The sequence below is a fragment of the Shewanella chilikensis genome (assembly GCF_002836945.1).
GTDB classification, from domain to species: Bacteria; Pseudomonadota; Gammaproteobacteria; order Enterobacterales; family Shewanellaceae; genus Shewanella; species Shewanella chilikensis.
Genome location: NZ_NIJM01000028.1, coordinates 27,816 through 53,623 on the forward strand (window position 1 = coordinate 27,816; position 25,808 = coordinate 53,623).

General features: G+C 55.1%; 22 protein-coding genes. 21 read left to right on the forward strand and 1 reads right to left on the reverse strand.

What is annotated here, in order from left to right:
* Positions 1-206: 206 nt before the first annotated feature.
* The 10 genes from leuA (at position 207) to CX651_RS12120 (ending at position 12,333) form a co-directional block, all read left to right on the forward strand.
* Complete coding sequence (leuA, locus tag CX651_RS12075) at positions 207-1,775, forward strand: 2-isopropylmalate synthase (protein ID WP_025888145.1); 1,569 nt, start codon at positions 207-209, stop codon at positions 1,773-1,775.
* Positions 1,772-2,866 carry a 3-isopropylmalate dehydrogenase gene (gene leuB / locus CX651_RS12080; protein ID WP_101056253.1) on the forward strand — a complete coding sequence of 365 codons (1,095 nt, stop codon included), beginning with the start codon at positions 1,772-1,774 and terminating at the stop codon, positions 2,864-2,866. Before leuA ends, leuB begins: the two co-directional genes overlap by 4 nt.
* Positions 2,866-4,275, forward strand: a complete 1,410-nt coding sequence (gene leuC / locus CX651_RS12085; protein WP_101056254.1) for a 3-isopropylmalate dehydratase large subunit — start codon at positions 2,866-2,868, stop codon at positions 4,273-4,275. The genes leuB and leuC overlap by 1 nt, the downstream gene beginning before the upstream one ends.
* 1 nt (position 4,276) lies before the next feature.
* The gene (leuD, locus tag CX651_RS12090) at positions 4,277-4,882 is read left to right on the forward strand and encodes a 3-isopropylmalate dehydratase small subunit (protein WP_101056255.1); all 606 of its coding nucleotides are present in this window, start codon (positions 4,277-4,279) and stop codon (positions 4,880-4,882) included.
* 508 nt (positions 4,883-5,390) lie between these two features.
* Positions 5,391-6,737, forward strand: a complete 1,347-nt coding sequence (locus CX651_RS12095; RefSeq protein WP_101056256.1) for an outer membrane protein transport protein — start codon at positions 5,391-5,393, stop codon at positions 6,735-6,737.
* Between the two features lie 178 nt (positions 6,738-6,915).
* The gene (locus CX651_RS12100; RefSeq protein ID WP_101056257.1) at positions 6,916-7,386 is read left to right on the forward strand and encodes a nuclear transport factor 2 family protein; all 471 of its coding nucleotides are present in this window, start codon (positions 6,916-6,918) and stop codon (positions 7,384-7,386) included.
* Positions 7,387-7,412: 26 nt separating this feature from the next.
* A complete protein-coding gene (gene glpK / locus CX651_RS12105) occupies positions 7,413-8,918 on the forward strand; it encodes a glycerol kinase GlpK (protein WP_101056258.1) in 1,506 nt (501 codons plus the stop codon).
* Between the two features lie 89 nt (positions 8,919-9,007).
* The gene (locus CX651_RS12110; protein ID WP_101056259.1) at positions 9,008-9,721 is read left to right on the forward strand and encodes an NUDIX hydrolase; all 714 of its coding nucleotides are present in this window, start codon (positions 9,008-9,010) and stop codon (positions 9,719-9,721) included.
* A 152-nt stretch (positions 9,722-9,873) separates the two neighbouring features.
* The gene (gene prs / locus CX651_RS12115) at positions 9,874-10,740 is read left to right on the forward strand and encodes a ribose-phosphate diphosphokinase (RefSeq protein WP_157822682.1); all 867 of its coding nucleotides are present in this window, start codon (positions 9,874-9,876) and stop codon (positions 10,738-10,740) included.
* Between the two features lie 12 nt (positions 10,741-10,752).
* The gene (locus tag CX651_RS12120) at positions 10,753-12,333 is read left to right on the forward strand and encodes a nicotinate phosphoribosyltransferase (protein ID WP_101056261.1); all 1,581 of its coding nucleotides are present in this window, start codon (positions 10,753-10,755) and stop codon (positions 12,331-12,333) included.
* Between the two features lie 31 nt (positions 12,334-12,364).
* Here the strand turns inward: CX651_RS12120 and CX651_RS12125 are convergent, their stop codons facing one another.
* On the reverse strand, positions 12,365-12,667 hold the full coding sequence (locus CX651_RS12125) for a hypothetical protein (RefSeq protein ID WP_373296845.1): 303 nt from the start codon (positions 12,665-12,667) through the stop codon (positions 12,365-12,367).
* A gap of 569 nt (positions 12,668-13,236) precedes the next feature.
* Between CX651_RS12125 and mraZ the strand changes: the two genes are divergently transcribed.
* Genes mraZ through murC form a run of 11 tightly spaced genes read left to right on the forward strand, consistent with a single transcriptional unit; the run spans position 13,237 to position 25,742 of the window.
* Positions 13,237-13,695 (forward strand): division/cell wall cluster transcriptional repressor MraZ, encoded by a 459-nt coding sequence (gene mraZ / locus CX651_RS12130; protein ID WP_039035209.1) that lies wholly within the window; start codon positions 13,237-13,239, stop codon positions 13,693-13,695.
* A gap of 29 nt (positions 13,696-13,724) precedes the next feature.
* Positions 13,725-14,666, forward strand: a complete 942-nt coding sequence (rsmH, locus tag CX651_RS12135; RefSeq protein WP_101056263.1) for a 16S rRNA (cytosine(1402)-N(4))-methyltransferase RsmH — start codon at positions 13,725-13,727, stop codon at positions 14,664-14,666.
* A 7-nt stretch (positions 14,667-14,673) separates the two neighbouring features.
* On the forward strand, positions 14,674-14,988 hold the full coding sequence (gene ftsL, locus CX651_RS12140; RefSeq protein ID WP_039035250.1) for a cell division protein FtsL: 315 nt from the start codon (positions 14,674-14,676) through the stop codon (positions 14,986-14,988).
* Complete coding sequence (locus CX651_RS12145; RefSeq protein ID WP_101056264.1) at positions 14,985-16,721, forward strand: penicillin-binding transpeptidase domain-containing protein; 1,737 nt, start codon at positions 14,985-14,987, stop codon at positions 16,719-16,721. The genes ftsL and CX651_RS12145 overlap by 4 nt, the downstream gene beginning before the upstream one ends.
* Positions 16,718-18,187 (forward strand): UDP-N-acetylmuramoyl-L-alanyl-D-glutamate--2,6-diaminopimelate ligase, encoded by a 1,470-nt coding sequence (gene murE, locus CX651_RS12150; RefSeq protein WP_101056265.1) that lies wholly within the window; start codon positions 16,718-16,720, stop codon positions 18,185-18,187. The genes CX651_RS12145 and murE overlap by 4 nt, the downstream gene beginning before the upstream one ends.
* A complete protein-coding gene (locus CX651_RS12155; RefSeq protein ID WP_101056266.1) occupies positions 18,184-19,560 on the forward strand; it encodes a UDP-N-acetylmuramoyl-tripeptide--D-alanyl-D-alanine ligase in 1,377 nt (458 codons plus the stop codon). Before murE ends, CX651_RS12155 begins: the two co-directional genes overlap by 4 nt.
* Positions 19,561-20,643, forward strand: coding sequence for a phospho-N-acetylmuramoyl-pentapeptide-transferase (mraY, locus tag CX651_RS12160; RefSeq protein ID WP_101056267.1), 1,083 nt, complete (start codon positions 19,561-19,563; stop codon positions 20,641-20,643).
* Positions 20,644-20,649: 6 nt separating this feature from the next.
* On the forward strand, positions 20,650-21,969 hold the full coding sequence (gene murD, locus CX651_RS12165; protein ID WP_101056268.1) for a UDP-N-acetylmuramoyl-L-alanine--D-glutamate ligase: 1,320 nt from the start codon (positions 20,650-20,652) through the stop codon (positions 21,967-21,969).
* Positions 21,959-23,176 (forward strand): cell division protein FtsW, encoded by a 1,218-nt coding sequence (ftsW, locus tag CX651_RS12170; RefSeq protein ID WP_039035202.1) that lies wholly within the window; start codon positions 21,959-21,961, stop codon positions 23,174-23,176. Before murD ends, ftsW begins: the two co-directional genes overlap by 11 nt.
* Positions 23,173-24,276, forward strand: coding sequence for an undecaprenyldiphospho-muramoylpentapeptide beta-N-acetylglucosaminyltransferase (gene murG / locus CX651_RS12175; RefSeq protein WP_101056269.1), 1,104 nt, complete (start codon positions 23,173-23,175; stop codon positions 24,274-24,276). The genes ftsW and murG overlap by 4 nt, the downstream gene beginning before the upstream one ends.
* Positions 24,273-25,742 (forward strand): UDP-N-acetylmuramate--L-alanine ligase, encoded by a 1,470-nt coding sequence (gene murC, locus CX651_RS12180; RefSeq protein ID WP_101056270.1) that lies wholly within the window; start codon positions 24,273-24,275, stop codon positions 25,740-25,742. Before murG ends, murC begins: the two co-directional genes overlap by 4 nt.
* Positions 25,743-25,808 lie beyond the last annotated feature (66 nt).

Here is a 25,808-nt window from a genome sequence, read left to right on the forward strand (position 1 = left end):
CGAATTTTTATCTGGTATAGAACGGCTAAATGAACCCACAAATGCAACTGTCTCTCCTCCTCCTTACTCTCGCAGTCCCTGCGCGGAGGAGCTAGACTTGCACGTCGATTAGCAAGCCAGAACTCAAAACCCCGCGCCAGAAACCGCGGGGTTTTTTGTTTCTGGCACGGGAAAAATCAATCGAACCCCCTGAATGGAGAATCCAGATGTCTGACAGAGTGTTTATTTTCGATACCACCTTACGGGACGGCGAGCAGGCGCTGGCAGCCAGCCTGACAGTGAAAGAAAAACTGCAGATAGCCATGGCTCTCGAGCGCCTGGGGGTCGACATCATGGAGGTGGGGTTCCCGGTTTCCTCTCCCGGCGACTTTGAGTCGGTACAGACCATAGCACGTACCATCAAAAACAGTCGGGTCTGCGCCCTGTCGCGGGCACTGGAGAAAGATATCGACGCTGCGGCCCAGGCCTTGTCGGTCGCGGATCAGTTCCGCATTCATACCTTTATTTCAACCTCAAATATCCATGTGCAGAGCAAGCTGAAGCGCTCCTTCGACCAAGTACTGGAGATGGCGGTAGGGGCGGTGAAGTATGCCAGGCGCTTTACCGATGATGTGGAGTTTTCCTGCGAAGATGCCGGCCGGACCCCGATAGATAATCTGTGTCGCATGGTTGAGGCGGCCATCGAAGCCGGGGCCCGCACCATCAATATTCCGGACACAGTGGGCTATACCATTCCCAGCGAGTTCGGCGGCATTATTCAAACCCTGTTCAACCGGGTGCCCAATATCGATCAGGCGGTGATCTCTGTGCACTGCCACGACGATTTGGGGTTGTCGGTCGCCAACTCCATCATGGCGGTGCAACAGGGGGCCCGGCAGATTGAGTGTACAATCAACGGCATAGGTGAAAGAGCCGGTAACTGCTCACTGGAAGAGATCGCCATGATCCTGGCGACCCGCAAAGACATCCTGGGGCTGGAGACAGGCATCAAGGCTCAGGAAATTCACCGCACCTCCTCCATGGTGAGCCAGTTATGCAATATGCCGATTCAGGCCAACAAGGCGATAGTGGGCGCCAATGCCTTTACCCATTCATCCGGTATCCATCAAGATGGCATGTTAAAGGCGCAAAACACCTATGAAATCATGACACCTGAGAGCATAGGCCTGAATCGCAATCACCTGAATATGACCTCACGCTCCGGCCGCCATGTGATCAAGCATCGAATGGAGCAGATGGGTTATTCAGAGCAGGATTATTCATTGGATCAGTTGTACGACGCCTTCCTGAAACTGGCCGACAAGAAGGGCCAGGTGTTCGACTATGATTTGGAAGCCTTGGTGTATATGGAAGGCCGGGCGGCGGCCGACGATCACTTCCAGTTGCAACAGCTGGTGGTGCAATCCGACTCTACCGAGGGCATGGCCACCGCCACTGTACGTATTGAAGCCGCCGGTGAGGTAGTGACCGAAGCCGCCACCGGCAATGGCCCTGTGGATGCCGCCTATAAGGCGATAGCCCGTGCCAGCGGCCAGAGCGTGGATATCTGCAGCTATAAGTTGAGCGCCAAAGGCGAAGGCCAGAATGCGCTGGGGCAGGTGGATATCACGGCTCAGTACCAGGGACGCAATTTCCACGGTGTCGGCTTGGCTACCGATGTGGTTGAGGCTTCGGCTGCGGCCCTGGTGCATGTGATGAACCTTATTCAGCGCGCCGACCAGGTGGCGGATCATAAACAGAAAATACAACAGAGAAAGGAGTTGGGTGGCGTATGAGTTATCAGATAGCGGTATTGGCCGGCGACGGCATAGGCCCGGAAGTCATGGCCCAGGCCCGTAAGGTGCTGACGGCGGTAGAGCAACGCTTTGGTCTGGCAATGGAGTACGCCGAATATGATGTCGGCGGCATAGCGATAGATAACCATGGCTGCCCGTTGCCGGCATCGACCCTGGCCGGCTGTGAAGCGGCTGACGCGATTCTGTTCGGCTCGGTAGGCGGCCCCAAATGGGAAAAACTGCCTCCCAATGAACAGCCCGAGCGCGGCGCGCTGTTGCCACTGAGGGGCCATTTCGGCTTATTCAGTAACCTCAGACCGGCCAAGTTACATCAGGGGCTGGAACATCTGTCGCCGCTGCGCGCCGATATCTCGGCCAAAGGGTTTGATGTGCTGTGCGTGCGTGAACTGACAGGCGGTATCTACTTTGGCAAACCCAAGGGGCGTCAGGGGGAGGGCGAGAGCGAAGAGGCGTTTGACACCATGAGATACAGCTGCGCCGAGATCCGCCGTATCGCCCATATCGCCTTCGAGGCCGCCCGCGGCCGCCGCGGCAAGGTGACTTCGGTCGACAAGGCCAACGTGCTGGCCTGCTCGGTACTTTGGCGTGAAGTGGTCGAGCAGGTCGCGAGCGAGTATCCGGATGTGGAACTGGAACACATCTATATTGACAATGCCACCATGCAACTGCTGCGTCGCCCCTGGGATTTTGATGTGATGCTGTGCTCCAACCTGTTCGGCGACATACTTTCCGATGAAATCGCCATGTTGACCGGCTCCATGGGGCTGTTGTCATCGGCTTCCATCAACAGCAGTGGTTTTGGTCTCTATGAACCGGCCGGTGGCAGTGCCCCGGATATTGCCGGCATGGGGATTGCCAACCCGGTAGCGCAGATACTGTCGGCGGCCTTGATGTTGCGCCACAGCTTGCAGCAGGAAGAGGCGGCGGCAGCGATAGAGCGCGCCGTAGGCAAGGCGCTGGCAGATGGCTTCTTTACCTGTGAGTTGTTGGCGCCGGAGCAGCGGGATAATGCCAAGACCACGGCAGAGATGGGCGACTATATCGCCAATGCGATTCGGGAGGGGGTGTAATGGGCAAGACATTGTATGAAAAGGTGTGGGATGCCCACCTGGTGGCGACGCCGGCGGGGGAAGCACCGATTATTTACGTCGACCGTCATCTGGTGCACGAGGTGACCTCACCCCAGGCCTTCAGTGGCCTGAAGATGGCCGGGCGCACACTTCGGGCACCGGATAAGACCTTTGCCACCATGGATCATAACACCTCGACCAAGAGCGCCAGTCTGGACGCCTTGAGCCCCATGGCGCGCACTCAGGTTGAAACCCTGGCACAGAACTGTCGCGAATTCGGTGTGCGTCTTTATGATATTCACCACCCCAATCAGGGCATAGTGCATGTGATGGGGCCTGAGCTGGGCATTACCCTGCCGGGTACGGTTATTGTCTGTGGCGATTCCCATACCGCTACCCACGGCGCCTTTGGCGCGCTGGCCTTCGGTATTGGCACCTCGGAGGTGGAGCATGTGCTGGCCACCCAAACGCTGCGGCAACTCAAGGCCAAGACCATGAGAGTCGAGGTCAAGGGGCAACTGGGAGAGGGCATTACCGCCAAGGATGTGGTGCTGGCGATTATCGGCAAGATAGGCATGGATGGCGGCACCGGCTATGTGGTGGAGTTTTGCGGTGACGCGATTCGTGCCCTGTCGATGGAAGGGCGCATGACGCTGTGCAACATGGCGATTGAGATGGGTGCCAAGGCCGGCATGGTCGCGCCGGATGAAACCACGTTCGCCTATCTTGAGGGACGTCAGTTTGCGCCCAAGGGGGCCGACTGGGATGCCGCCCTGACAGCCTGGAAGACGCTCAAGTCCGATGAAGATGCCATCTTCGATGCTTATGTGGAGTTGGAAGGCAGTGAAATCGCGCCGCAACTTACCTGGGGCACGAATCCGGGCCAAGTGGTGGCCATAGATAAACCTGTGCCCAACCCTGCCGAGGAGGCCGATGCCACAGTGCGCGGCAGTATGGAAAAGGCGCTGAATTATATAGGTTTGACTCCGGGTACCCTGATGACGGATGTGGCCATCAACAAGGTCTTTATCGGTTCATGCACCAATTCACGTATCGAAGATCTGCGTAGCGCCGCGGCGCAGATCCGCGGTCGACGGGTGGCTGACGGCGTGACCGCCATAGTGGTGCCTGGTTCGGGACAAGTAAAGGCTCAGGCCGAAGCCGAAGGGCTGGATAAACTATTTGTCGAGGCCGGGTTTGAGTGGCGCTTGCCGGGCTGCTCCATGTGCCTGGCGATGAATGATGATCGCCTGGAAAGCGGCGATCGCTGCGCCTCAACCAGTAACCGCAACTTTGAGGGGCGGCAGGGGCGCGGCAGTCGTACTCATCTGGTGAGTCCTGCCATGGCCGCCGCCGCAGCCATTGCCGGTCACTTTGTCGATATCCGCTACGCAGGCCAGGAGAAATAAAATGCAGGCTTTTACTATTCATCAGGGAATTGCGGTGCCATTGGATAGCGCCAATGTGGATACGGATCAGATCATCCCCAAACAGTTTCTGTCCAAGGTCACCAAGGATGGCTTCGGTGTCCATCTCTTTCACGACTGGCGCTATCTGGATGATGCCGGTGAGCAGCCGGATCCTGCCTTTGTGATGAACCAGCCCAGATATCAGCGAGCCTCTATTTTACTGGCGCGGGAAAACTTCGGTTGTGGTTCCAGCCGTGAACACGCGCCTTGGGCCCTGGCCGACTATGGTTTGCGGGTGATTATTGCGCCCAGCTTTGCCGATATCTTTTACGGCAACGCCATCAATAATGGCTTATTGCCGGTGATCCTTGAGGCCGCTGAGGTGCAGCAGTTGTTTGAGGAGGTGGCGGCGACCGAAGGCAGTGAAATCAAGGTCGACCTGCAGCAGTGCCAGGTTGTTTCACCCTCCGGGAAACGCTTTGCATTTCAACTGGCAGAATCTGCCCGTCATAAGCTGCTCAATGGACTGGATGCCATCGGCTTGACTCTGTCCCATGAGCAGGCCATCGCCGATTATGAAGCCGGGCTACCGGGCTGGCGTGCCTAATCCTGCCTGTTGTTTCAGCGTACGCTTGTACGAGAGCAGACCAGTGGCTTGGTAACTGGGCTGCTCTCTTGTGTTCCAAACAAGTATGTTGACCGTCTTAAACTAGAATTTGTCATTTAAAAACAACCATTTGATTGTTTTATCTATAGGGCGGCAGACTAGAGCTTTGAATACTTAGTGATTTATGCTGTTTGTCTGGTTTAAATTAAGTGAACAAGTGTTTTTATGGGTTTTTATTTTAAGTGTGTTATTTTTCAATAATTTATAATGACTTTGTTGTGTTTTTTTAATCCTTTTCAGCAAACGTTAATGCCATTTACTCTCTGTTTTAAGCACTTTTAAAGTGATTTTGGTCACCTTTCTGTCTTTGAGTGGTGATTTTTGTGGTGTTTTACTCTGTTTTTTGCCTTCTGCTTGCAAAGATATCCTGTGTTAGTAAACTGCGCCGCAACAAAATGGAGTGATTACTCTATTTAGAAATTGCTAAATGAATAGGCAGAGAATAACAATGAAGAAACAACTTATTGCTGTCGCCATTGCGGCCAGCTTTGTGGGTGCAACGACTCAGGTACAAGCGGCGGGTTTCCAACTGGCGGAATCTTCCGCAACCGGACTTGGACGTGCCTTCGCCGGTGAAGCGGCCATGGCCGATAACCCAGCGGTTCAGGGGCGTAACCCTGCCATGCTCAGCTATCTTGAAGGTCGACAGATCTCTGCCGGTGCCATCTATGTGATGCCGGACGTTGACGCCACGGGGCGGGTTTCGCTGGCATCGCCTTTGCTGCCGCAACCTATCACAATGAATGCTGATGCGCTCGATGTGGCCGATAATGCTGCAGTACCTAACTTCTATTACTCCAACCAGCTCAACGACAGCTGGACCTGGGGCCTGGCTCTGAACTCCAACTATGGTCTGTCTACCGAACTGCCGGCCGCTCATGCCGCCTCTATTTTTGGTAACAAGACAGCCATTACCACAGTAGAGCTGAATACCAATATCGCTTACCGTATTGATGAGCGTTTCACTGTAGGTGCCGGTCTGCGCGGCGTATATGGTGACGGTGAAATCGGTGCTTCGGTTCCCGGCTGGATTGAAGGTGTTCGTGCTATCCCTGGCTTGCCTGCAGAGGTGACTTCGCGTCTGCCTGCTGCCGGCACTGAGCTTAAGCATCTGGAAGGTGATGATTTCGGTTATGGATGGCAAGTGGGTGCCAGCTGGCAGATCAATGCTAATCACCGTTTGGGCATCGCCTATCACAGCCACGTTGAGCTGGATCTGGATGGTCAGGCGCGCGGCCTGGTGTATACAGGCGGTACTGCCGAGGTTGAAGGCTACTTGCCATTGGAGCTGCCGGCATTTGCCGAGCTGGCTTCTTACCATCAGTTGACTGACAACTGGGCGATGCACGCCAGCATCAACTGGACCGACTGGAGCGTGTTCAACAAGCTGGTGGCGTATTTCCCCGGCGAGCAGAAGCCGGTCGGTGGCCTGGAATCCGATCTGGTTAAGGAAGAAAACTTCAAAGACAACTGGCGCTTTGCTCTGGGTACCAGCTACCAGTTGAACAACGCATGGTTGCTGCGTGCCGGTGTGGCCTTGGATAAGACTGCGGTTGACGATGAATACCGTACCATCACTATTCCAGATACCGACCGTCTCTGGTTCAGTGTCGGTGCCGGTTATGCGCCCAGCAAGAACCTGACAGTGGATCTGGGGCTGACCTATATCCACGCCCACGGTGATGCCCCTATCAACGAGACTCAGGAGCTGATGGGCCTGGCTCAGGTTGCCTTCCAGGGCGATGCCAGCGGCCACGTCTGGTTGGCGGGTCTGCAAGTGACCTACAAGATGTAATACCATTCCAGCCAAGGAATGAGACAAGAGCCCCGCCGAGCGGGGCTTTTTCATATCTGTCAGGTAGGCCAGACCGGCTTGATGGTCACCAAGGTTAGACCTAAGGCTGTTTTATACTTGGCGTGACCGGTCTCAGGGCTTATATTCATGCTATTGCCAACAAAAGAATAATAAGCCCATGAAATATCCACTTCTGTTTGCCAGTGCTATCTCACTGATTTCAATGCCGAGTTTGGCTGAGTCAGATCCTGTCAGTATGTTTATTCAAGGTTTCAATGAGCAAAAGATTGAGCTGATGTTGGCGCAAACCACGGAAGAGGTGACTTGGTTTAATGTCAGCATCACCAAGGTCGACAGACAGGCTTCCGGGCATGCGGAATTGGGCGCGGCTATGACCGACTATTTTCAAACTTTGCCGGGGGCCAAGGCCAGTATTCTTGGCTCGCTGAGCTCGGGTAACTATGTCAGCACCCTGGAAAAGGTCAGCTGGCAGCAGGATGGCGAGCAAAATAGCCAATGTAATATGGGCGTTTATAGCTTGAGGGGCGATAAGATTGCCGCCGTTTGGTATTACCCGGCGCAGGAGTGTGATATTCCCGAAGCGGAAATCGGCTTACCCCGGGGCGATCAGCCTTGGCAACAAAATTAATTCAGCCAACCCAAGAAAGCTTTCACGTGCAAAAGAAATATATTATTGCCCTGGATCAGGGTACTACCAGCTCACGGGCGATTATTTTCGATCAGCAGGCCAATATCGTGGCCGTCTCCCAGCGAGAGTTCAGTCAGCACTACCCGCAACCGGGTTGGGTCGAGCATGATCCCATGGAAATCTGGGCATCCCAGAGTTCGACACTGATAGAGGTTATTGCCCGCGCCGGGATCCACAGTGACGAAGTGGCGGCCATCGGCATTACCAATCAGCGGGAAACCACTGTCATCTGGGATAAGCTCACAGGTAAGCCGATTGCCAACGCCATTGTTTGGCAGTGCCGGCGTAGCAAGGAGATCTGTGAGCAGCTCAAGGCCGAGGGGCTGGAGGACTATGTCCGCGACAATACAGGTTTGTTACTGGATCCCTATTTTTCGGCCACCAAGATTAAGTGGCTGCTGGATAATGTCGAGGGTGCCCGCGAGCGGGCCGAAAGAGGCGAGTTGCTCTTTGGCACTATCGACAGCTGGCTGGTATGGAAGCTGACCGAGGGCAAGGTACATGTGACCGACCCCACCAATGCGTCGCGCACCATGCTCTACAACATCCACAAACAATGCTGGGATCAGACCCTGTTACAGGCGCTGGACATCCCAGCTTCGTTGTTGCCCGAGGTCAAGCCGTCGATGGCTGTTTATGGCACAACCCGGATTGCCGGTGAGGGCAGTGAAATTCTTATCGCCGGCATGGCCGGGGATCAGCAGGCGGCGCTGTTCGGCCAGCTGTGCGTCGAACCCGGCATGGCCAAGAATACCTATGGCACAGGTTGCTTTTTGCTGATGAACACAGGTGACAAGGCGGTGCGCTCAGAGCATGGGTTGCTGACAACCGTGGCTGTAGGCCCCAAGGGCGAGGTGCAATACGCGCTGGAAGGCTCGGTATTTATGGGCGGCGCGACCATACAGTGGCTGAGGGACGAGTTGGGGCTTATTCGTGATGCCCAGGACACAGAGTACTTTGCCTCCAAGGTAGAAGATACCAATGGGGTTTATCTGGTGCCGGCATTTGTCGGGCTGGGAGCCCCTTACTGGGACGCCAACGCCCGCGGCTCTTTGCAAGGATTGACCCGCGGCGTAAACCGCAACCACATCATACGTGCGGCGCTGGAATCCATCGCCTATCAGAGCCGGGATCTGCTGGATGCCATGAGTAAAGACAGCGCTGTTGCACTCAAGCAGCTGAGGGTGGATGGCGGCGCCGTGAGTAACGACTTCCTGATGCAGTTCCAGGCCGATATCACAGATACTCAGGTACTGCGGCCGGCCTTGACCGAAACTACCGCCATGGGAGCGGCATTTTTGGCCGGTCTTGCCTGTGGTTTCTGGGACTCGGTGGAAGCGCTTTCTCACCGGAGCGATGTTGAACGTTGCTTCGAGCCGGCCATGGATGAAGGACGGCGGGAGCTTTATTACCGCGGTTGGCAGAAGGCGGTGGACCGTTGTCGCCACTGGCATGAAACCGAGGAACTGTGATGTGCCGGGCGGTTTCTTGTCGGCTGTTATTGTCTCCCATTGAATAGTGACTCAGAATAGTGCCCCAAAGACACCAAAGTGAGCCCGCCATGACAGTGACGACCGAAGCCGAATATCTGGCGCAATACAATATCCATGACTACCCGCTGCCGCTGACCAGTGTCGACAGCGTGCTGCTCTGTGTACGAGAAGGGCAATTGTGTGTGCTCTTGGTCAAGCGTTCCGGGTTTCCCTGCAAAGGGATGTGGGCATTGCCGGGAGGTTTTATTGATCTGCAGCAGGATCAGGATATCGATGCTTCGGCCAAGCGCAAACTTAAGCAAAAGACCGGCATAGTGCCACCCTACCTGGAGCAGTTACAGAGTATAGGCAATGGCCGCCGGGATCCCAGAGGCTGGTCGGTCACCATCAGCTATTATGCGTTGATGCCCCATCTTGAGCCCGTCATGGAAGGTTCTGAAGAGAGCCGCTGGTTCAGCTTGCAGTCGCTGCCCGAACACTTGGCCTTTGATCACGCCGATATCATAACCTTGGCACAGGAGCGCTTACGCCAAAAGGCGCTTTACAGCCTGGTGGCGGCTTTTGCCTTGCCGGAATTGTTTACCCTGGCCGAATTGCAGCGAGTGCACGAGGCTATTCTGGGTAAGCCACTGCAGAAGAAATCTTTCCGGCGGCGAATCGAGCAGGCCGGCGTGCTCGCCCCCTGTGGAGAGGGCCGGGTCGAAGTCGGTCGCCCACCCCAGCTCTACCGGGTATTGCCTGAAGCCGCCGATTATCGCTTTGTACGCAACCTGGAAGCTTGAAACGTCATTTGAGCTTCTTTGGTTTACCACTGTCTTATCCATTGTTTTAATTTTTCTTTTTATATAAGTGTCCTTTTGACTCAAAATAAACTTGACTGCTCTAACTAGCTGTTTTAGATTAAGTGTCAATAAGACACTTAATGGTGAGCGATATGGATATCAGTATTGAGCTAGTAAACAAAGATGCGACCAGACAGGCGTTGACTGTTGAGCAATGGCAGTTTGCCGGTGGTGAGCAGCATGTGCGTCTGGCAGGTTTTGATGGACAACAGGTACAGAGCGCGATTATCTGTGCCAGGTTGCAGAGCAGTGATGCCATCATGCAGCTGCTGCTGATCAAAGATGCTTTGGACCGCGCCGCCCCCGGCATTCAGGTTTCACTGCAACTTCCCTATTTCCCCTATGCCCGCCAAGACAGGGTTTGCGTCGCCGGTGAGGCTTTTTCCGCCGCCGTGATGACGGGGTTGCTGCGAAATGCCGGCTTCAGCCAGATCCGCTGCTGGGATCTGCACTCGGCGGTCAGTGAGCAACTGCTTGAGGCCGAGCAGGTACATCAGGCGCAGTTGGTTTGTCAGTTTGCGCAGCTGAAGCAGTGGCTGCAAACCCACCAGGCGGCACTGCTTGCGCCTGATAAGGGTGCCAGCCACAAGATTGCCAAGGTTGCCGATGCGCTGAGTGCCGCTGGGATTGAGGCCGAAGTCTTTCAGGCCAATAAACGCCGGGATCCGGCGACGGGCGCCATATTGGCATCCGAGTTGAACGCCGATGTTGCTGGCCGCAGTCTGCTGATCCTGGATGATATTTGCGATGGTGGCAGAACCTTTATCGAGCTGGCGCGGCTTTTGAAACAAAAAGGCGCCGCCCGAGTGGGACTCTATGTGACCCATGGCCTATTTTCTCGCGGAATAGAGCCGCTGGAAGGTTTGATTGATGCCGTGTTTACCACAGATTCAGTGTGCCCATTGCATCCGTTTGAGTCGCAAATTGTTGAGCTGCACACCTTGAAACTGTTTGAATAAAAGGAGTTTATTATGAGTATCATCGCCCCCTCAATGCAGAAGGATGTCTACAAAGAGTTTCATGGTCGCGCCTATCATCCTCAGGTGACCGAGGTGTATGCCAACTTCACTTCCCGCAGCGGTCGCAATGCCAACATAATGGACAATGACAAGGTTGCCTTTGTTGGACTGCAGTATTTTATCAAGAGCTATTTAATGGAGGAGTGGGACAGCTTCTTTCGTCAGCCCAAGGCGCAGGCCGTGGCCGCCCACAAGCGCATTCTCAGTGCCATGCTGGGGTACAGTGTCGATGTCTCTTACCTGGAAAAACTCCACGACCTTGGGTATTTACCGCTGAGGATCAAGGCGCTGGAAGAGGGGACTCTGGTGCCTTATCTGGTGCCGCCGTTGACTATAGTCAACACCCATCCGGATTTCCCCTGGTTGACCAACATGATAGAAACCGTGCTCAGTTGTGAAAACTGGCCGATACAAACCAGTGCCACCACGGCCGTTGCTTACCTGCGCACCTTTAAAGAGTTCGCCGACAAGACAGGCCTGCCCGCCGAGATGGTAGCGTTTCAGGGGCATGACTTCAGTTTTCGCGGCATGTTCGGTAAGCAGGCCGCTGCCATGAGTGGTTTTGGCCATTTGGCCAGCGGCTTTGTTGGAACCGACACCATTCCGGCGGTGCTGTTTGCCGAGAAGTACTATGGTGCCGATGTCGATAAGGAGTTGGTCGGCGCCTCAGTGGATGCCACCGAGCACTCGGTGACCTGTTCCTGGATCCTCGAAGGGGAGATCGCCTTCTTCCGTTATCTGATGCAGACCCAGTCTCCCAAGGGGATCCTCAGTGTGGTGTCCGATACCTGGGATTTCTGGACTCTGGTGACTCAATACTTACCTGAACTCAAGCAGGAGATCCTCGAGCGTGACGGCACCCTGGTGATCCGCCCCGACTCCGGCGACCCTGTGACAATTCTCAGCGGTTATAAGCTGGCGCCTGAATCACTTATCCGCGAATGCGGCCTGGATGAAGCATTGCAAAAGGCGGCCGATAACGGTTATGAGGCGATAAGTTGGCATGGTGAGTTTATCGGTCTGCAGCGCCAAACCCTGATGGCCTGCGAGGTGAAGGGGCTTATAGAGTGCCTGTGGGAGATTTTTGGCGGCACCTTGACTGACAAGGGTTACAAGCTATTGGATAACCATGTGGGTGCCATTTATGGCGATGCCATCACGCTCGAGCGTCAACGACAAATACTGCAGCGTTTGATGGATAAAGGTTTTGCTTCCAAAGTCGTGCTGGGGATTGGCTCATACAGCTATCAATATGTCACCCGAGATACCCATGGCTCGGCAGTCAAGGCGACCCACGTGATAAAAGACGGCGAGCCGCTGGCGATTTTCAAGGCACCCAAGACTGATAGCCAAAAGCGTTCTGCCAAGGGGCTACTGCAAGTGGTTATGCAAGACGGTGAGCTGGTGCTGCGAGACGATGTTTCGGTGACTGAAGAAGCCCAGGGGCTGCTGCAAACCGTTTATGAGGATGGCAAACTGCTTCGTGAAACCAATTTGGCCGAGATACGCCAGCGGGTGGCGGCGCAGCTGTGAAGCCTTGATTCAATGACATTCATAGGCAAGGTCAGACATCGATATCTATGATCTTACCCTTGCCTTCTTCTTGCGCCCTGGACTCATCCCTTTTTTCATCTTCCTGGCGGCGGTTATGTTTACGCCGCTCGCGGGCAAAGCCTTTCTGCTCTTTGCGGCGATCAGCGACTTTTTCACGTTTGTCTATCTCGGGAGGCAGTTGCGATTGCGGGGCTTCGTGGCTGTCGGGCGCTATGGCGGAGCTGGTTTTGACCTGCTCCACTTCGCGTTTGGGCTGAAATACCGCTTTGACCGGGCGTGCCAACATGGCGTAAATGCTGTCCAATCCCATGATGTCCCCCCTGATTTTACGATGTTTTTCCAGTTGAACACCGCATTGCCTGTAAGCCTCATATCCTTTTATCGGCCAGGAGTGTTTAAAATTTAGACTGTTATTGTTCTTTCTGGTTCCTTGGGTTTTTGGGGTAAGAATAAATTGCTTCTTTGTATTCACAATAGCGGTTCGCTGCATGACCTGACAGCGTTAGGTTATAAGGGTGACAAACTGTTTTTCTGTTCCTTTAGTGTTTTGTTCTGGGTCTTTTGAGTCATGACAAAGTTTGCGCTGGATCGTATTACTCACATGCTCATTTTTGGGAAACTTCTCCACAATCATTTCTTTTCACTGTGAAAATCCTCCTGACCTGTGTCGAAATTTTCCCCTGACAGGTGCGTTTGCACCACTTTTTGCCACTTGGAATTCGTTAATGCAAAAAATGTTGTGACACGCTGCTAACCCGCTTGGTGACTGGCTTTATTCGAGTTTGCATTGCTTGACAATCCTTGTTGACTGTCCCTAAACTTAGCATCTGTGGGAATTTGTGGATATTTGTGGATCTATTAACTGAGCAAGGATGAAACCAAGTGTTTTCCGGCGCAAGTGCTTTGAATCTGGATGCCAAGGGGCGGATCGCTATGCCAACGCGATACCGCGAGCCTCTGCATGCCGATCATCAGGGCAAGCTGGTGATCACTGTGGATATCCAATCTCCCTGTCTGTTGATCTATCCGGTAAACGAATGGAACAAAGTTGCCGACAAACTGCTCGGCTTGTCTGATTTCCAACCGCAGGAGCGGGCGATGAAACGCCTGATGCTGGGTTATGCCCAGGAGTGTGAGTTGGATACCAATGGCCGGGTTTTGTTGACTCCGCCGCTCAGACAATATGCCTCCTTGGAAAAGAAGACCATGTTGGTCGGGCAGTTGAACAAATTCGAACTCTGGGATGAACAGGTCTGGCAGCAGCAGTTGGCCGACAGCCTGGAGATGATTAAGAGCCAGGGATTGACCGCCAGTGAGCGGCTGGCCGATTTTTCACTCTGATGAGTGAGACCAGATTAAAGAAGAGAGTGATGAGCCAAAACTTTGCCCACCTGTCTGTCCTGCTTCAAGAAACGGTAGACGGGCTCAATATCCGCCCAGATGGCATCTATATCGACGGTACTTTCGGTCGGGGTGGACACTCACGTCAGATCCTTTCCCGCCTGGGTGAACAGGGGCGGCTGATTGCCATTGACAGAGATCCTGCGGCCATTGAAGCCGCGAAACAGTTTGCCGATGACCCGCGTTTCACCATAGTCCATGGCGGTTTTGGCCAGTTGGCTGACTATGTTGAGCAACTGGGACTGGTGGGCAAGATAGACGGCGTCTTGCTGGATCTCGGTGTGTCATCGCCGCAACTGGATGATGCCGAACGTGGCTTTAGTTTTCTGCGCGATGGCCCACTCGATATGCGGATGGATAACAGCCAGGGCCAAACAGCGGCCCAGTGGCTCGCCAGGGCCGAGATCGAAGATATGGCCTGGGTGTTCAAAACCTATGGTGAAGAGAAAAACGCCCGTCATATCGCCCGTTGTATCGCCGCCGATCGTGATGAGAAGCCGTTTTTACGCACTAAAGATCTGGCTGGTTTGATCGAAAGGATCACTAAACACAAAGAGCGCAACAAGCATCCGGCAACCCGAGTGTTTCAGGCGATTCGCATCTATATCAACAGCGAGCTGGATCAAATAGATCAGGCGCTGGAAGGGGCATTGAAGGTATTGGCGCCCAAGGGACGGTTATCGATCATCAGCTTCCATTCTCTTGAAGATCGTATGGTGAAGCGCTTTATCCGCCGTCACAGCAAAGGTGAGGAAGTACCTTACGGCTTGCCGGTGACCGAGGCTGAGCTTAATCGCTCACGGCAGTTGTTGCCCATAGGCAAGGCGCTGAAACCGTCGGATGAAGAGATTGCCGTTAATGCCCGGGCCCGCAGTTCTGTACTCAGAATTGCCGAGCGTTTGCCCTACTGAGGTGGCGGTGAGTAAGTCGCAACTCAATCTAGCGCGTATAGTGCTGCGGGATCTTTGGCAGCACAAATGGATCCTCTTGCTGGGCATGCTGGTGCTGGGGAATGCGGTTGCTGTGGTATATACCAGCCACATCAGCCGTACCCAGACCAGCGAGTTGGACAAGCTGTTACAGGAAAGAGATCGCTTGGATATCGAGTGGCGCAACCTGTTACTGGAAGAACAGTCGCAGGCGGAGCACAGCAGGATAACCCGGATTGCAACCAAGGAATTGGACATGATAAGGCCCTTACCCAATGAAGAGGTGGTAGTGAGACTTCCATGAGAAAACAGGCTAAAAGGATTCAAAAGCCCCAACTGATCCACTGGCGACTGCAGGTGGTGGTGGCTTTTGTTTGCCTGTTGTTTGTCTCACTGGTGGGACGCGCCGCCTACATCCAGGTAATAGAACCGGAAAAACTGCGTCACGAGAGTGATATGCGTACTCTGCGCACCACTTCCAACCAGGTGCAAAGAGGGCTTATTACCGACCGCAACGGCGAGATGCTGGCCGTCAGTGTGCCTGTGCGTGCCGTCTACGCCGACCCCAAGGTGGTTCACGACAAGGATGGCTTCAATGATATGCGCCGCTGGCGGGCGCTGGCCGATGTATTGCACGAGCCGCTGGATGACCTGTTGGCCAGGGTGCAGTCCAACCCCAAGAAACGCTTTACCTACCTCAAGCGCCAGGTTACCCCGGCGGTGGCACACTATATCGAGCAGTTGAAGCTACCCGGTATCTACCTCAAGTCTGAATCACGCCGTTACTATCCGGCCGGTGAGATCAGCGCTCAGTTGGTCGGGATCACCAATATTGATGATGTCGGCATCGAAGGCATTGAAAACACCTACAACAGCTGGCTGACCGGCACTCCCTCCAAGCAGAAGGTGCGTAAGTCCCGTGACGGCCGGGTGGTTGAGCGGCTGGATATCATCCAGGAGGGCGAGAGCCCCAATGATCTGGTGCTCAGCATAGATCAGCGTATTCAGCAGTTGGCTTACCGTGAGCTCAAGCGGGCCACCGAAATGAACCAGGCAACATCCGGTTCCGTGGTGGTACTGGATGTACACACGGGCGAAGTGCTGGCGATGGTTAACACTCCCTCCTATAACCCCAACTCGCGGGAAAACCTGCAGAGTCACAGGATGCGTAACCGCGCCCTGACAGACACCTTTGAGCCGGGTTCGACAGTGAAACCCTTTGTGGTGGTGGCGGCGCTGGAGGCCGGGATCGTCAAGAATGATGAGTTGATCCCGACATCACCCGGTTGGATGCGTATTGGTGGCCGGCAGGTGCGGGATGTCCGCAACTATGGCGATATGTCATTGGCGAAGATTTTGATCAAGTCCAGTAACGTGGGGATCAGCAAGTTGGCGCTGGAAATGCCGGTGCAGCAGCTTTTGGGTACCTATCAGTCCATGGGGCTCGGCAACTATTCAGGGATCAACCTGACCGGCGAGAGTGCCGGTTTGGTGCAGGACAGACACAGATGGTCTGACTTTGAACGGGCGACTCTGTCCTTCGGCTATGGCCTGACAGCCACTCCGCTGCAGTTGGCGCGCATGTACGCCACTCTGGGTAGCGGCGGCATACTTTACCCGGTATCGATTCTTAAACTGAAGCAACCGCCGGAAGGCACCCGGGTGATAGCCCCGGATGTGGCCCGCGATGTGATCAACATGCTGGTGGGCGTGACCGAGAAGGGCGGCACAGGTACTCGGGCGCACATTGAAGGCTATCCGGTTGCCGGTAAGTCGGGCACCAGTCGTAAGGCGATAGCCGGTGGCTATGGCGATGACTATGTTGCCCTGTTTGCCGGTGTCGCGCCGGCAAACAACCCCAGGCTTGCCATGGTAGTGGTGATCAACGAGCCCAAAGGGGACAGATATTACGGCGGCGTGGTGGCGGCACCTGTGTTTGGCAAGGTGATGTCCGGCGCGTTGCAGATGTTGAATGTGGAGCCTGTGAGTGATGATGCTCGCGTACAACTGGCTCAGGTACCTAGGAGAGCAGAATGATGTTATTGCGGGATCTGCTGGCTCCCTGGTTTCATTACTCCGGCGCGGAGACGGTGGCCGAGCCCTGTCTCGACAGTCGGAAAGTGGTTGAAGGTGGCCTTTTCGTGGCCGTTCCCGGACATCAGGCCGATGGTCGGGAGTATGTTGCCGCCGCCTTCAACAAGGGAGCTGCGGCTGCCTTGCTGCATACGGACGATCCGGATGCCCACGGCAAGGTGGAGCGGGAGCAAGGCTTAACCATCTATTTTTTTCAACTGAGTCGGCAGCTATCGGCGCTGGCGGCCCAGTTCTATGGCATTCACGCGGTCAAGCCTCGCCTGGTGGGGATCACCGGCACCAATGGCAAGACTTCTGTCAGCCAGCTTATCGTCCAGTGGGTGTCTTTGCTGGGCGAAAAGGCCGGTGTCATGGGCACTTTGGGGAACGGTTTGCTGGGTGAACTCCAGGAAGCGACCAATACTACCAGTGATGCCTTGGCCGTAATGGCCCAGCTCAAGGCTTTTGAGCAGATGGATGTCAGCGTCTGCGCCATGGAAGTGTCCAGCCACGGTTTGGTGCAGGGACGGGTAGAAGCCGCGCCCTTTGAAGTGGCGGTGTTTACCAACCTGAGCCGGGATCATCTGGATTACCACCAGACCATGGAGGCTTACGCCGCCGCCAAATTGAGGCTGATGCGGTTTGCCTGTCTCAAACACGCCGTAATTAACTTGGATGACGCCACAGGGCAGGCCTGGTTCGAGGAACTGCCCAAGGCCAAGTCGCTCGGCTATAGCATTAAGCAAGATCCCAGAGCGGCAGTTGTTGCCGTTAACTCTCAATATCACGCCAAGGGCGTACGCGCCGAGATCCACTGGCCGGAAGGTAAAGGCGTGCTGGAAACTCCGCTGCTGGGCGAATTCAATCTTTCTAATCTGTTGGCAGCGTTGACGGCGCTCTATGCCATGGGTTATCCGCTGCAAAAGCTGCTGTCGTTGTCACCTGCCCTGAAGCCCGTGCCTGGACGGATGGAGTGCTTCCCATCGAGAAAAGGTTTTTCGCTGGTGGTGGATTATGCCCATACCCCGGATGCGCTGGAGCAAGCGCTCAAGGCGCTGCGGCTGCATACCGACAACCGCCTCTGGTGTGTCTTTGGCTGCGGTGGTGATCGTGACAAGGGCAAGCGACCGCTGATGGCTCGTGCAGCCGAGGCTTTTGCCGACCGCTTGATGGTCACCAGCGACAATACTCGCAGTGAAGAGCCGCAAACCATCATTGATGAAGTCATGTCCGGGCTGACTCGCCCCGAGGCGGCACTCTCCTGTGTCGATAGGGTGACAGCCATTAAACAGGTTTGCGCCCAGGCAGAGGCGGGAGATGTGATTTTATTGGCCGGCAAGGGGCATGAAACCTATCAGGAAGTGGCAGGAAGCCGTCATCACTATGATGAGCGGGCCTTGGCGTTTGAACTTAGCGGAGGCAAGGCATGATCCCTTTGACCCTGCAACAGATAGCCACGGCGCTGAATGCCAAGTTGATTCCGGCAACTGCTGCAATGCAGCTGATTGAGAGTGTCAGCACAGATAGCCGTGATATAGGCACCCAAGGTTTATTTATCGCTCTCAAGGGAGAGCGCTTTGACGCCCATGAGTTTGCCCCTACTGCGGTCAAAAATGGCGCCGTAGCGCTCCTGGTCAGCCGCGAGTTGGCACTCGATGTGCCGCAGCTGCTGGTGGCCGACCCTCACCAGTCCCTGGGGCAACTGGCGGCCATGGTACGCAGCCTGGTATCACTCAAGTGTGTTGCCTTGACCGGCTCCAACGGCAAGACCAGCGTCAAGGAGATGTTGGCGACCATATTGTCGCAACATGCCAAGGTGCTCTACACCGCCGGTAACTTCAACAACGATATAGGCGTGCCGCTGACAGCCTTGCGCCTGGAGCCTGAACACGAATACGCGGTATTTGAGCTTGGCGCCAATCACAAGGGTGAAATTGATTACACCTCGGCCATAGTGCGCCCGGATGTTGCCCTAGTGAACAATGTCGCCAGCGCTCATCTCGAAGGGTTTGGCTCAGAGGCCGGTGTGGCGGCCGCCAAATCCGAAATTTTCAATCACTTGGCTCCGGACGGCTGCGCCATTATCAATGCCGATGACAGATACGCCGAGGTAATGCGTCAGGCTGCGTTAGGCTACCGTCAGTTAAGCTATGGCATTGACGCAGCAGCCGAACTGACGGCCAAAGATTTACAGGCCGATGCCTCGGGGCGTTATCGCTGCACGTTTTGCTGGCAGCAGCAGGAGTATTCGCTGGCGCTGCCGCTGGCCGGCCGACATCAGGTGGCCAATGCTCTGGCGGCAACTTCGGTTTGCTTGGCGCTGGGCCTGGATATGGCAAGCATTATCTCTGGCTTGCAACAGATGCAGCCGGTCAAGGGACGCATGCTGCCCACTGAGCTTGGGCGGGTGCAGCTGATCGATGATAGCTACAACGCCAATCCGGCTTCGGTCAAGGCGGCGATCAACTGGCTTCACGAAATTCACGGAAATCGCATTCTGGTACTGGGCGATTTAGGGGAATTAGGCGACAATGCCCCCCTTTTGCATCGCGAGCTGGGTGAGTATGCCCGGGAGGCCGGGATAGATGCCCTGTTTTGCTGCGGTCAATTAACCCAGAACACCAGCCAGGGGTTTGGTACGGAACATCTGGATACCCAAGGGCGTTTGGTGGAAAATTTAATCGAATATATCAATCAGTTGTCAGGGAGTGTCACTGTATTGGTCAAGGGCTCACGCAGCATGCGTATGGAACGTGTGGTCGAGGCCCTTAAATCAGCCTTCGGGCGTGGGGAGTTAGTGTAGATGCTGGTGTATCTGGCGGAGTATCTAACCCAGTTTTATACCGGGTTTAACGTGTTTTCCTATTTGACCTTCAGAGCGATTCTGGGGTTGTTGACCGCCCTCAGCTTTGCGCTCTGGTGGGGGCCCAAGTTGATCGAGCGTTTGCAATTGCTGCAGATAGGCCAGGTGGTGCGTAACGATGGCCCCGAGTCACATTTCAGTAAGCGCGGCACCCCAACCATGGGTGGATTACTGGTGCTGGCGGGGATCTTTATCAGTGTCCTGCTGTGGGGCGATCTCGGTAACCGCTATGTCTGGGTGATGTTATTCGTCCTGGGCAGCTTTGGCCTCATCGGCTTCCTCGATGATTACCGTAAGGTAGTTCGTAAGGATCCCAAGGGGCTGGTGGCCCGTTGGAAGTACATTTTACAGTCGCTGGCGGCGATTGCTGTGGCTTTTTATCTCTACGCGACCGCATCTCTGCCGGGTGAAACCCAATTGGTGGTGCCTTTCTTCAAGGATGTGATGCCGCAGCTAGGGCTGTTTTTTGTAGTACTGGCCTATTTCACTATAGTGGGTTCGAGCAATGCGGTTAACCTGACCGACGGCCTCGATGGTTTGGCGATTATGCCAACCGTTATGGTAGCGGCGGCGTTTGCGCTTATTGCCTACCTCTCTGGCCACGCGCAATTTGCCAGCTACTTACATATTCCACATCTGCCGGGGGCCGGTGAACTGGTGATCGTCTGTACCGCAATAGTCGGTGCCGGTCTTGGTTTCCTTTGGTTCAACACCTATCCGGCGCAAGTGTTTATGGGCGACGTAGGTTCGCTGTCACTGGGGGCTGCGCTCGGCACCATGGCCGTACTGGTACGCCAGGAGATTTTGCTGGTGATTATGGGTGGTGTGTTTGTAATGGAGACTTTGTCAGTCATCCTTCAGGTTGGATCCTATAAGCTGCGGGGCCAGCGGATTTTCCGTATGGCACCCATACACCACCATTATGAATTGAAAGGTTGGCCTGAGCCCAGAGTGATAGTGCGTTTCTGGATTATCTCTTTGTTCCTGGTTCTGCTGGGATTGGCCACCCTGAAGTTGAGGTAAGCAGTCATGATGAGTCGCTGTTCGCACATAGTGTTGGGATTGGGGGCCACAGGCTTGTCTGTGGTGCGCTATCTGGTGGCTCAGGGCTATGCCCCTATGGTGATGGACAGCCGCCGCAATCCTCCCGGTGCCGAGGCGCTGAAAAATGAATTTCCGGATTTGGAGTTTTGCTTTGGCGGCTTCGATTGCCGTGGTCTGGTGCAGGCGGAGCAGATCATCATCAGTCCCGGGATCCCCATGGATACCCCCGAAGTAAGGGCGGCTCTGGATATGGGCATAGAAGTGATTGGCGATGTGGAGTTGTTTGCCCGCGCCATAGCTGACAAGGGCCCATGTGTGCTGGCGATTACCGGCTCCAATGGCAAGTCGACTGTGACGACCCTGGTCGGTGAAATGCTCAAAGCCGGCGGCAAACAGGTTGCCATCGGCGGCAACATAGGGGTGCCGGCGCTGGAGCTTTTGGGCGAAAACGTTAGTCACTATGTGCTGGAGCTATCCAGTTTCCAGTTGGAAACAACCCATAGTCTTAAATGTTTGGCATCCACTTGCCTGAACATTTCTGAAGACCACATGGACAGATACAGCGACCTGGAAGCCTATCGCCAGGCCAAACTGCGGCTATATGAACTGAGTCGACTGGCGATTTTCAACCGGGATGATCCGCAAACGCAGCCCATGTCACCCATGAACAACAATAGCTTTGGTCTGGGTAACCCCGAAGGGGATGAGTGGGGGATCACCGACGGCAAAATTTTCCACGGCAGCAGTGAAATCATGAATCTGTTGGATGTGGCGCTGCTCGGCAGCCATAACCACGCCAACCTGCTGGCCGCCATGGCGTTAGCCGATGCGGCAGGAGTGGATAAAGAAGCCATGGCCAGAGTGGCCCGCGAGTTTAAAGGCCTGCCGCACAGATGTGAACTGGTGGCGGTCAAGAATGGCGCCACTTGGATCAACGATTCCAAGGCCACTAATGTGGGCGCTACCGTGGCAGCACTTGAAGGGCTCAGTGACTATCTCGGTGATGTGATCCTGATTGCCGGTGGTGATGGTAAAGGGGCTGATTTCCGGCCGCTTGCCAATGTGCTGGGTTCTGTGACTCACCTAATTACCCTGGGACGGGACGGTGACAAGATAGCGGCGCTGAAAGAGGGCGCCATCAAGGTTGGCTCCATGGCAGAAGCCGTGAACAAGGCTGCCGAACTGGCGAGTTCCGGAGACATAGTCATGTTGTCGCCGGCCTGTGCCAGCTTGGATATGTACAGTAACTTTATGGCCAGGGGCGATGACTTCCGCCATCTGGTGGAGGCGCTGGATGAGCAGTGATGAGCGACAACTTAACCTGTTCGGAACCAGCCTCAAGTGGCGCTGGTCCGACTGGTTCGGTGAAAAGCAATCGCAGGGCATGCAACTGTATGACCGGCGTTTGCTGCTTGCTGTTTTGTCGTTGATCGCCTTTGGCTTTGTGATGGTGATGTCGGCTTCTATGCCGGAAGCCCAGAGCCTGACTGGTAATCCATTTCATTTTGTGACCCGGCATCTGTTCTATTTGGCGGGCTGCGTGGTGATCGCCGCAGTGGTGTTGCAGGTAGAGATGCAGCGCTGGCAGCAACTGAGTCCACTGATGCTGTTGCTGGTCGGCGTCATGTTGGTGGCCGTACTGGCAGTAGGCACCACTGTAAACGGGGCGACACGCTGGTTGTCTCTGGGGCCGGTGAGAATTCAGGTGGCCGAGATAGCCAAGTTTGTTTTTGCGGTCTACATGGCCGGTTATCTGGTTAGGCGGCATCAGGAAGTGCGTGAAAACGCCAAGGGCTTTTACAAACCGATTGCGGTTTTTGCCGTCTATGCCTTCTTGATCCTGATGCAACCGGATCTGGGAACCGTGGTGGTGCTATTTGTTGGCACAGTCGGGCTGCTGTTTTTGGCCGGTGCCCGTTTGCTGGACTTCTTCGCGCTGATCCTGACCGGGGTTATGGCCTTTGTGGCTTTGGTGCTGCTGGAGCCCTACCGGATGCGGCGGGTAACTTCCTTCCTCGACCCCTGGCAGGATCCGTTCGGCAGCGGTTACCAGTTGACTCAGTCGCTGATGGCCTATGGTCGCGGCGACTGGTTTGGTCAGGGACTTGGTAATAGCATCCAGAAACTGGAATACCTGCCGGAGGCGCACACTGACTTTATTTTCGCCGTTATAGGGGAAGAGCTTGGATTTATCGGCATAGTTGCCGTGCTGGCAGTGCTACTGTTCGTAGCGCTGCGGGCGATTCGTCTCGGCAGTCAATGCTTGGCCATGGATCGGGCATTTGAAGGTTATCTGGCTTACGCCATAGGGATCTGGATCTGTTTCCAGACTGTGGTGAACGTGGGCGCCAGTATCGGCATTTTGCCGACCAAGGGGCTGACACTGCCCTTTATCAGCTATGGCGGCAGTAGTCTCTGGGTGATGACGGCTGCGGTCATGATGCTGATCCGGATAGATCATGAGCGGCGTCTCAGCCTGATCCAGGCGGTGCAGGGGAGGCTGAAGTCATGAAGGGTAACAATTTGAATAACAAACGTATTTTAGTGATGGCCGGTGGTACCGGCGGTCACGTTTTTCCGGCGTTGGCAGTGGCCAGACGCCTGGCACAGCAGGGCTGGCAGGTGCGTTGGCTGGGTACAGCAGACCGGATGGAGGCGCGTTTGGTGCCTCAGCACGGCTTTGATATAGATTTTATTGACATTAAAGGCGTACGCGGCAACGGCATAGTGCGCAAGCTGGCAGCGCCTTTCAAGGTGCTGCGCTCGATTGTTCAGGCGCGCAGGGTTATCCGCGAATTTCGGCCAGATGTGGTGTTGGGCATGGGCGGCTTTGCCAGCGGTCCGGGCGGCGTTGCCGCCAAGCTCAGCGGTATTCCGTTGGTGTTGCATGAGCAAAACGCCATTCCCGGGATGACCAATAAGCTGCTTTCCCGTATTGCCACCAAGGTGCTGTGCGCCTTTGCCAATACCTTCGATCCGGGTAAGGCCGAAGTGGTTGGCAACCCTATTCGCCAGGAGCTTATTACTCTGGGGGGACAGCCCAGAGCCCAGCATCAGGATGCGCTGAAAATTTTGGTTGTCGGTGGCAGCCTGGGTGCCAAGGTCTTCAACGACCTTATGCCAGCTGTGGTTGCCGAGGTCAGCAAGTCACAGTCAGTGACGGTTTGGCATCAGGTGGGCAAGGGCAATCAGGCGCCGGTGGAAGCTGAATATCAGCAGCTGGGACAGGACGGCAGAGTTAAAGTCGCTGAGTTTATCGATGATATGGAAGCCGCCTATCGTTGGGCCGACGTGGTCATCTGCCGCGCCGGTGCCCTAACCGTTTCTGAGCTGGCGGCCGTTGGCCTGCCCAGCCTGTTGGTGCCTTATCCCCATGCGGTGGATGATCACCAGACCCGCAACGCCCAGGTGTTGGTGGATGCGGGCGCGGCCTTCCTGTTGCCGCAGCCGATTGTCGATGTGTCCAGGCTGGCGAATAAGCTGGCCCTGCTTGGCAGTGATAGAAATGAATTGACCTTGATGGGGCAAAGAGCCAGAGCGGCCGCTGTGCTGGATGCGACCGATAAAGTCGCCCAGGTCTGTATCGAACTGGCAGAGAAAGGAAATAGATGAATAACAGAGCAGAGAAATACGCCCAGCTTCGCGCCATGATCCCGGAAATGCGCCGGGTGCGTCGCATTCACTTTGTTGGCATAGGTGGCGCCGGCATGGGGGGCATTGCCGAGGTTCTGGTTAACGAAGGTTATCAGGTCAGTGGTTCGGATATTGCCGAAAATGCCGTGACTGAACGTTTGGCGGCTCTGGGTGCTCGCATCATTATCGGCCACAGTGCCGAGGCTGTGGTCAACGTTGATGTGGTGGTGGTTTCTACCGCGATTAAAGCGGATAACCCGGAAGTCGCGGCCGCCAGAGCCAGCCGCACTCCGATAGTGCGCCGTGCCGAGATGCTGGCTGAGTTAATGCGTTACCGTCATGGGGTGGCGATTGCCGGCACCCATGGCAAAACCACTACAACCAGCCTTATCGCCAGTGTTTATGGTCAGGCCGAGCGAGATCCGACCTTTGTAATAGGTGGCCTGCTTAACAGTGCTGGCACCAATGCTCGCTTGGGGCATAGCCGTTACCTTATCGCCGAGGCCGATGAGAGTGATGCCAGCTTCCTGCATCTGCAGCCTATGGTGAGTGTGGTAACCAATATTGAAGCCGATCATATGGATACTTACGGCGGCGATTTTGAGAAGTTGAAAACCACCTTTGTTGACTTCCTGCATAATCTGCCGTTTTACGGTGTGGCCGTGCTTTGTATCGATGATCTTGTGGTGAAAGAGATTATGCCGCGCATTGGGCGCCACATGGTGACCTATGGCTTCAGTGATGAGGCTGATGTGCAGGCACTTAACTTCAGCCAAGAAGGGCCTCAATGCCGTTTTACCGTGCGTCGCAAGGGCCGGGATGACTTGGATCTGCTGCTGAATCTGCCGGGACGGCACAATGTGCTGAACGCCTTGGCGGCGATTGCCGTGGCCAGTGAAGATGATATAGATGATGCCGCCATAGTGCAGGCGCTGGCGGAGTTCCAGGGAATTGGCCGCCGCTTCCAGCACCTGGGGGCCTTCGATACTCCCAAGGGCGAGGTGATGTTGGTTGATGATTACGGCCATCATCCCAGCGAAGTCGCAGCCACTATCAAGGCGGCTCGTGCCGGTTGGCCTAATAAGCGCCTGGTGATGGCTTATCAGCCACACAGATATAGCCGCACCCGGGATCTGTACGAGGACTTTGTCGAAGTATTGTCTCAGGTCGATGGCCTATTGCTGCTGGAGGTCTATCCCGCCGGTGAAGCACCTATCGCGGGAGCCGACAGCCGCGCGCTGTGCCGCAGCATCAGATTGCGTGGTCAGGTTGACCCTATCTATGTCGCTACGCCGGAGCAGTTGCAGGAGATACTGCCGGATGTACTCAAGGACGGCGATCTGCTGATGACTCAAGGCGCAGGTAACATAGGGGCCCTGGCGCGCCAATTGGCGAGCAGCGAATTGGGGTTTAGTGATGATAACAAAGATACGATTTCTGAATAGATTTTCATCGCTTAATAGCTTGAAAACAGTATCTTTTGACCAAGAAAACCAGCCCTATATAATGGC

Excerpts from the sequence above, each read along its gene's own strand:
- leuB (WP_101056253.1), top strand. The coding sequence starts at position 1,772 with ATGAGTTATCAGATAGCGGTATTGGCCGGCGACGGCATAGGCCCGGAA.
- CX651_RS12100 (WP_101056257.1), top strand. The coding sequence starts at position 6,916 with ATGAAATATCCACTTCTGTTTGCCAGTGCTATCTCACTGATTTCAATG.
- leuD (WP_101056255.1), top strand. The coding sequence starts at position 4,277 with ATGCAGGCTTTTACTATTCATCAGGGAATTGCGGTGCCATTGGATAGC.
- murD (WP_101056268.1), top strand. The coding sequence starts at position 20,650 with ATGATGAGTCGCTGTTCGCACATAGTGTTGGGATTGGGGGCCACAGGC.
- murE (WP_101056265.1), top strand. The coding sequence starts at position 16,718 with ATGATGTTATTGCGGGATCTGCTGGCTCCCTGGTTTCATTACTCCGGC.
- CX651_RS12155 (WP_101056266.1), top strand. The coding sequence starts at position 18,184 with ATGATCCCTTTGACCCTGCAACAGATAGCCACGGCGCTGAATGCCAAG.
- CX651_RS12145 (WP_101056264.1), top strand. The coding sequence starts at position 14,985 with ATGAGAAAACAGGCTAAAAGGATTCAAAAGCCCCAACTGATCCACTGG.
- mraY (WP_101056267.1), top strand. The coding sequence starts at position 19,561 with ATGCTGGTGTATCTGGCGGAGTATCTAACCCAGTTTTATACCGGGTTT.
- leuA (WP_025888145.1), top strand. The coding sequence starts at position 207 with ATGTCTGACAGAGTGTTTATTTTCGATACCACCTTACGGGACGGCGAG.
- ftsW (WP_039035202.1), top strand. The coding sequence starts at position 21,959 with ATGAGCAGTGATGAGCGACAACTTAACCTGTTCGGAACCAGCCTCAAG.
- CX651_RS12110 (WP_101056259.1), top strand. The coding sequence starts at position 9,008 with ATGACAGTGACGACCGAAGCCGAATATCTGGCGCAATACAATATCCAT.
- CX651_RS12120 (WP_101056261.1), top strand. The coding sequence starts at position 10,753 with ATGAGTATCATCGCCCCCTCAATGCAGAAGGATGTCTACAAAGAGTTT.
- leuC (WP_101056254.1), top strand. The coding sequence starts at position 2,866 with ATGGGCAAGACATTGTATGAAAAGGTGTGGGATGCCCACCTGGTGGCG.
- murG (WP_101056269.1), top strand. The coding sequence starts at position 23,173 with ATGAAGGGTAACAATTTGAATAACAAACGTATTTTAGTGATGGCCGGT.
- murC (WP_101056270.1), top strand. The coding sequence starts at position 24,273 with ATGAATAACAGAGCAGAGAAATACGCCCAGCTTCGCGCCATGATCCCG.
- prs (WP_157822682.1), top strand. The coding sequence starts at position 9,874 with ATGGATATCAGTATTGAGCTAGTAAACAAAGATGCGACCAGACAGGCG.
- rsmH (WP_101056263.1), top strand. The coding sequence starts at position 13,725 with ATGAGCCAAAACTTTGCCCACCTGTCTGTCCTGCTTCAAGAAACGGTA.
- CX651_RS12095 (WP_101056256.1), top strand. The coding sequence starts at position 5,391 with ATGAAGAAACAACTTATTGCTGTCGCCATTGCGGCCAGCTTTGTGGGT.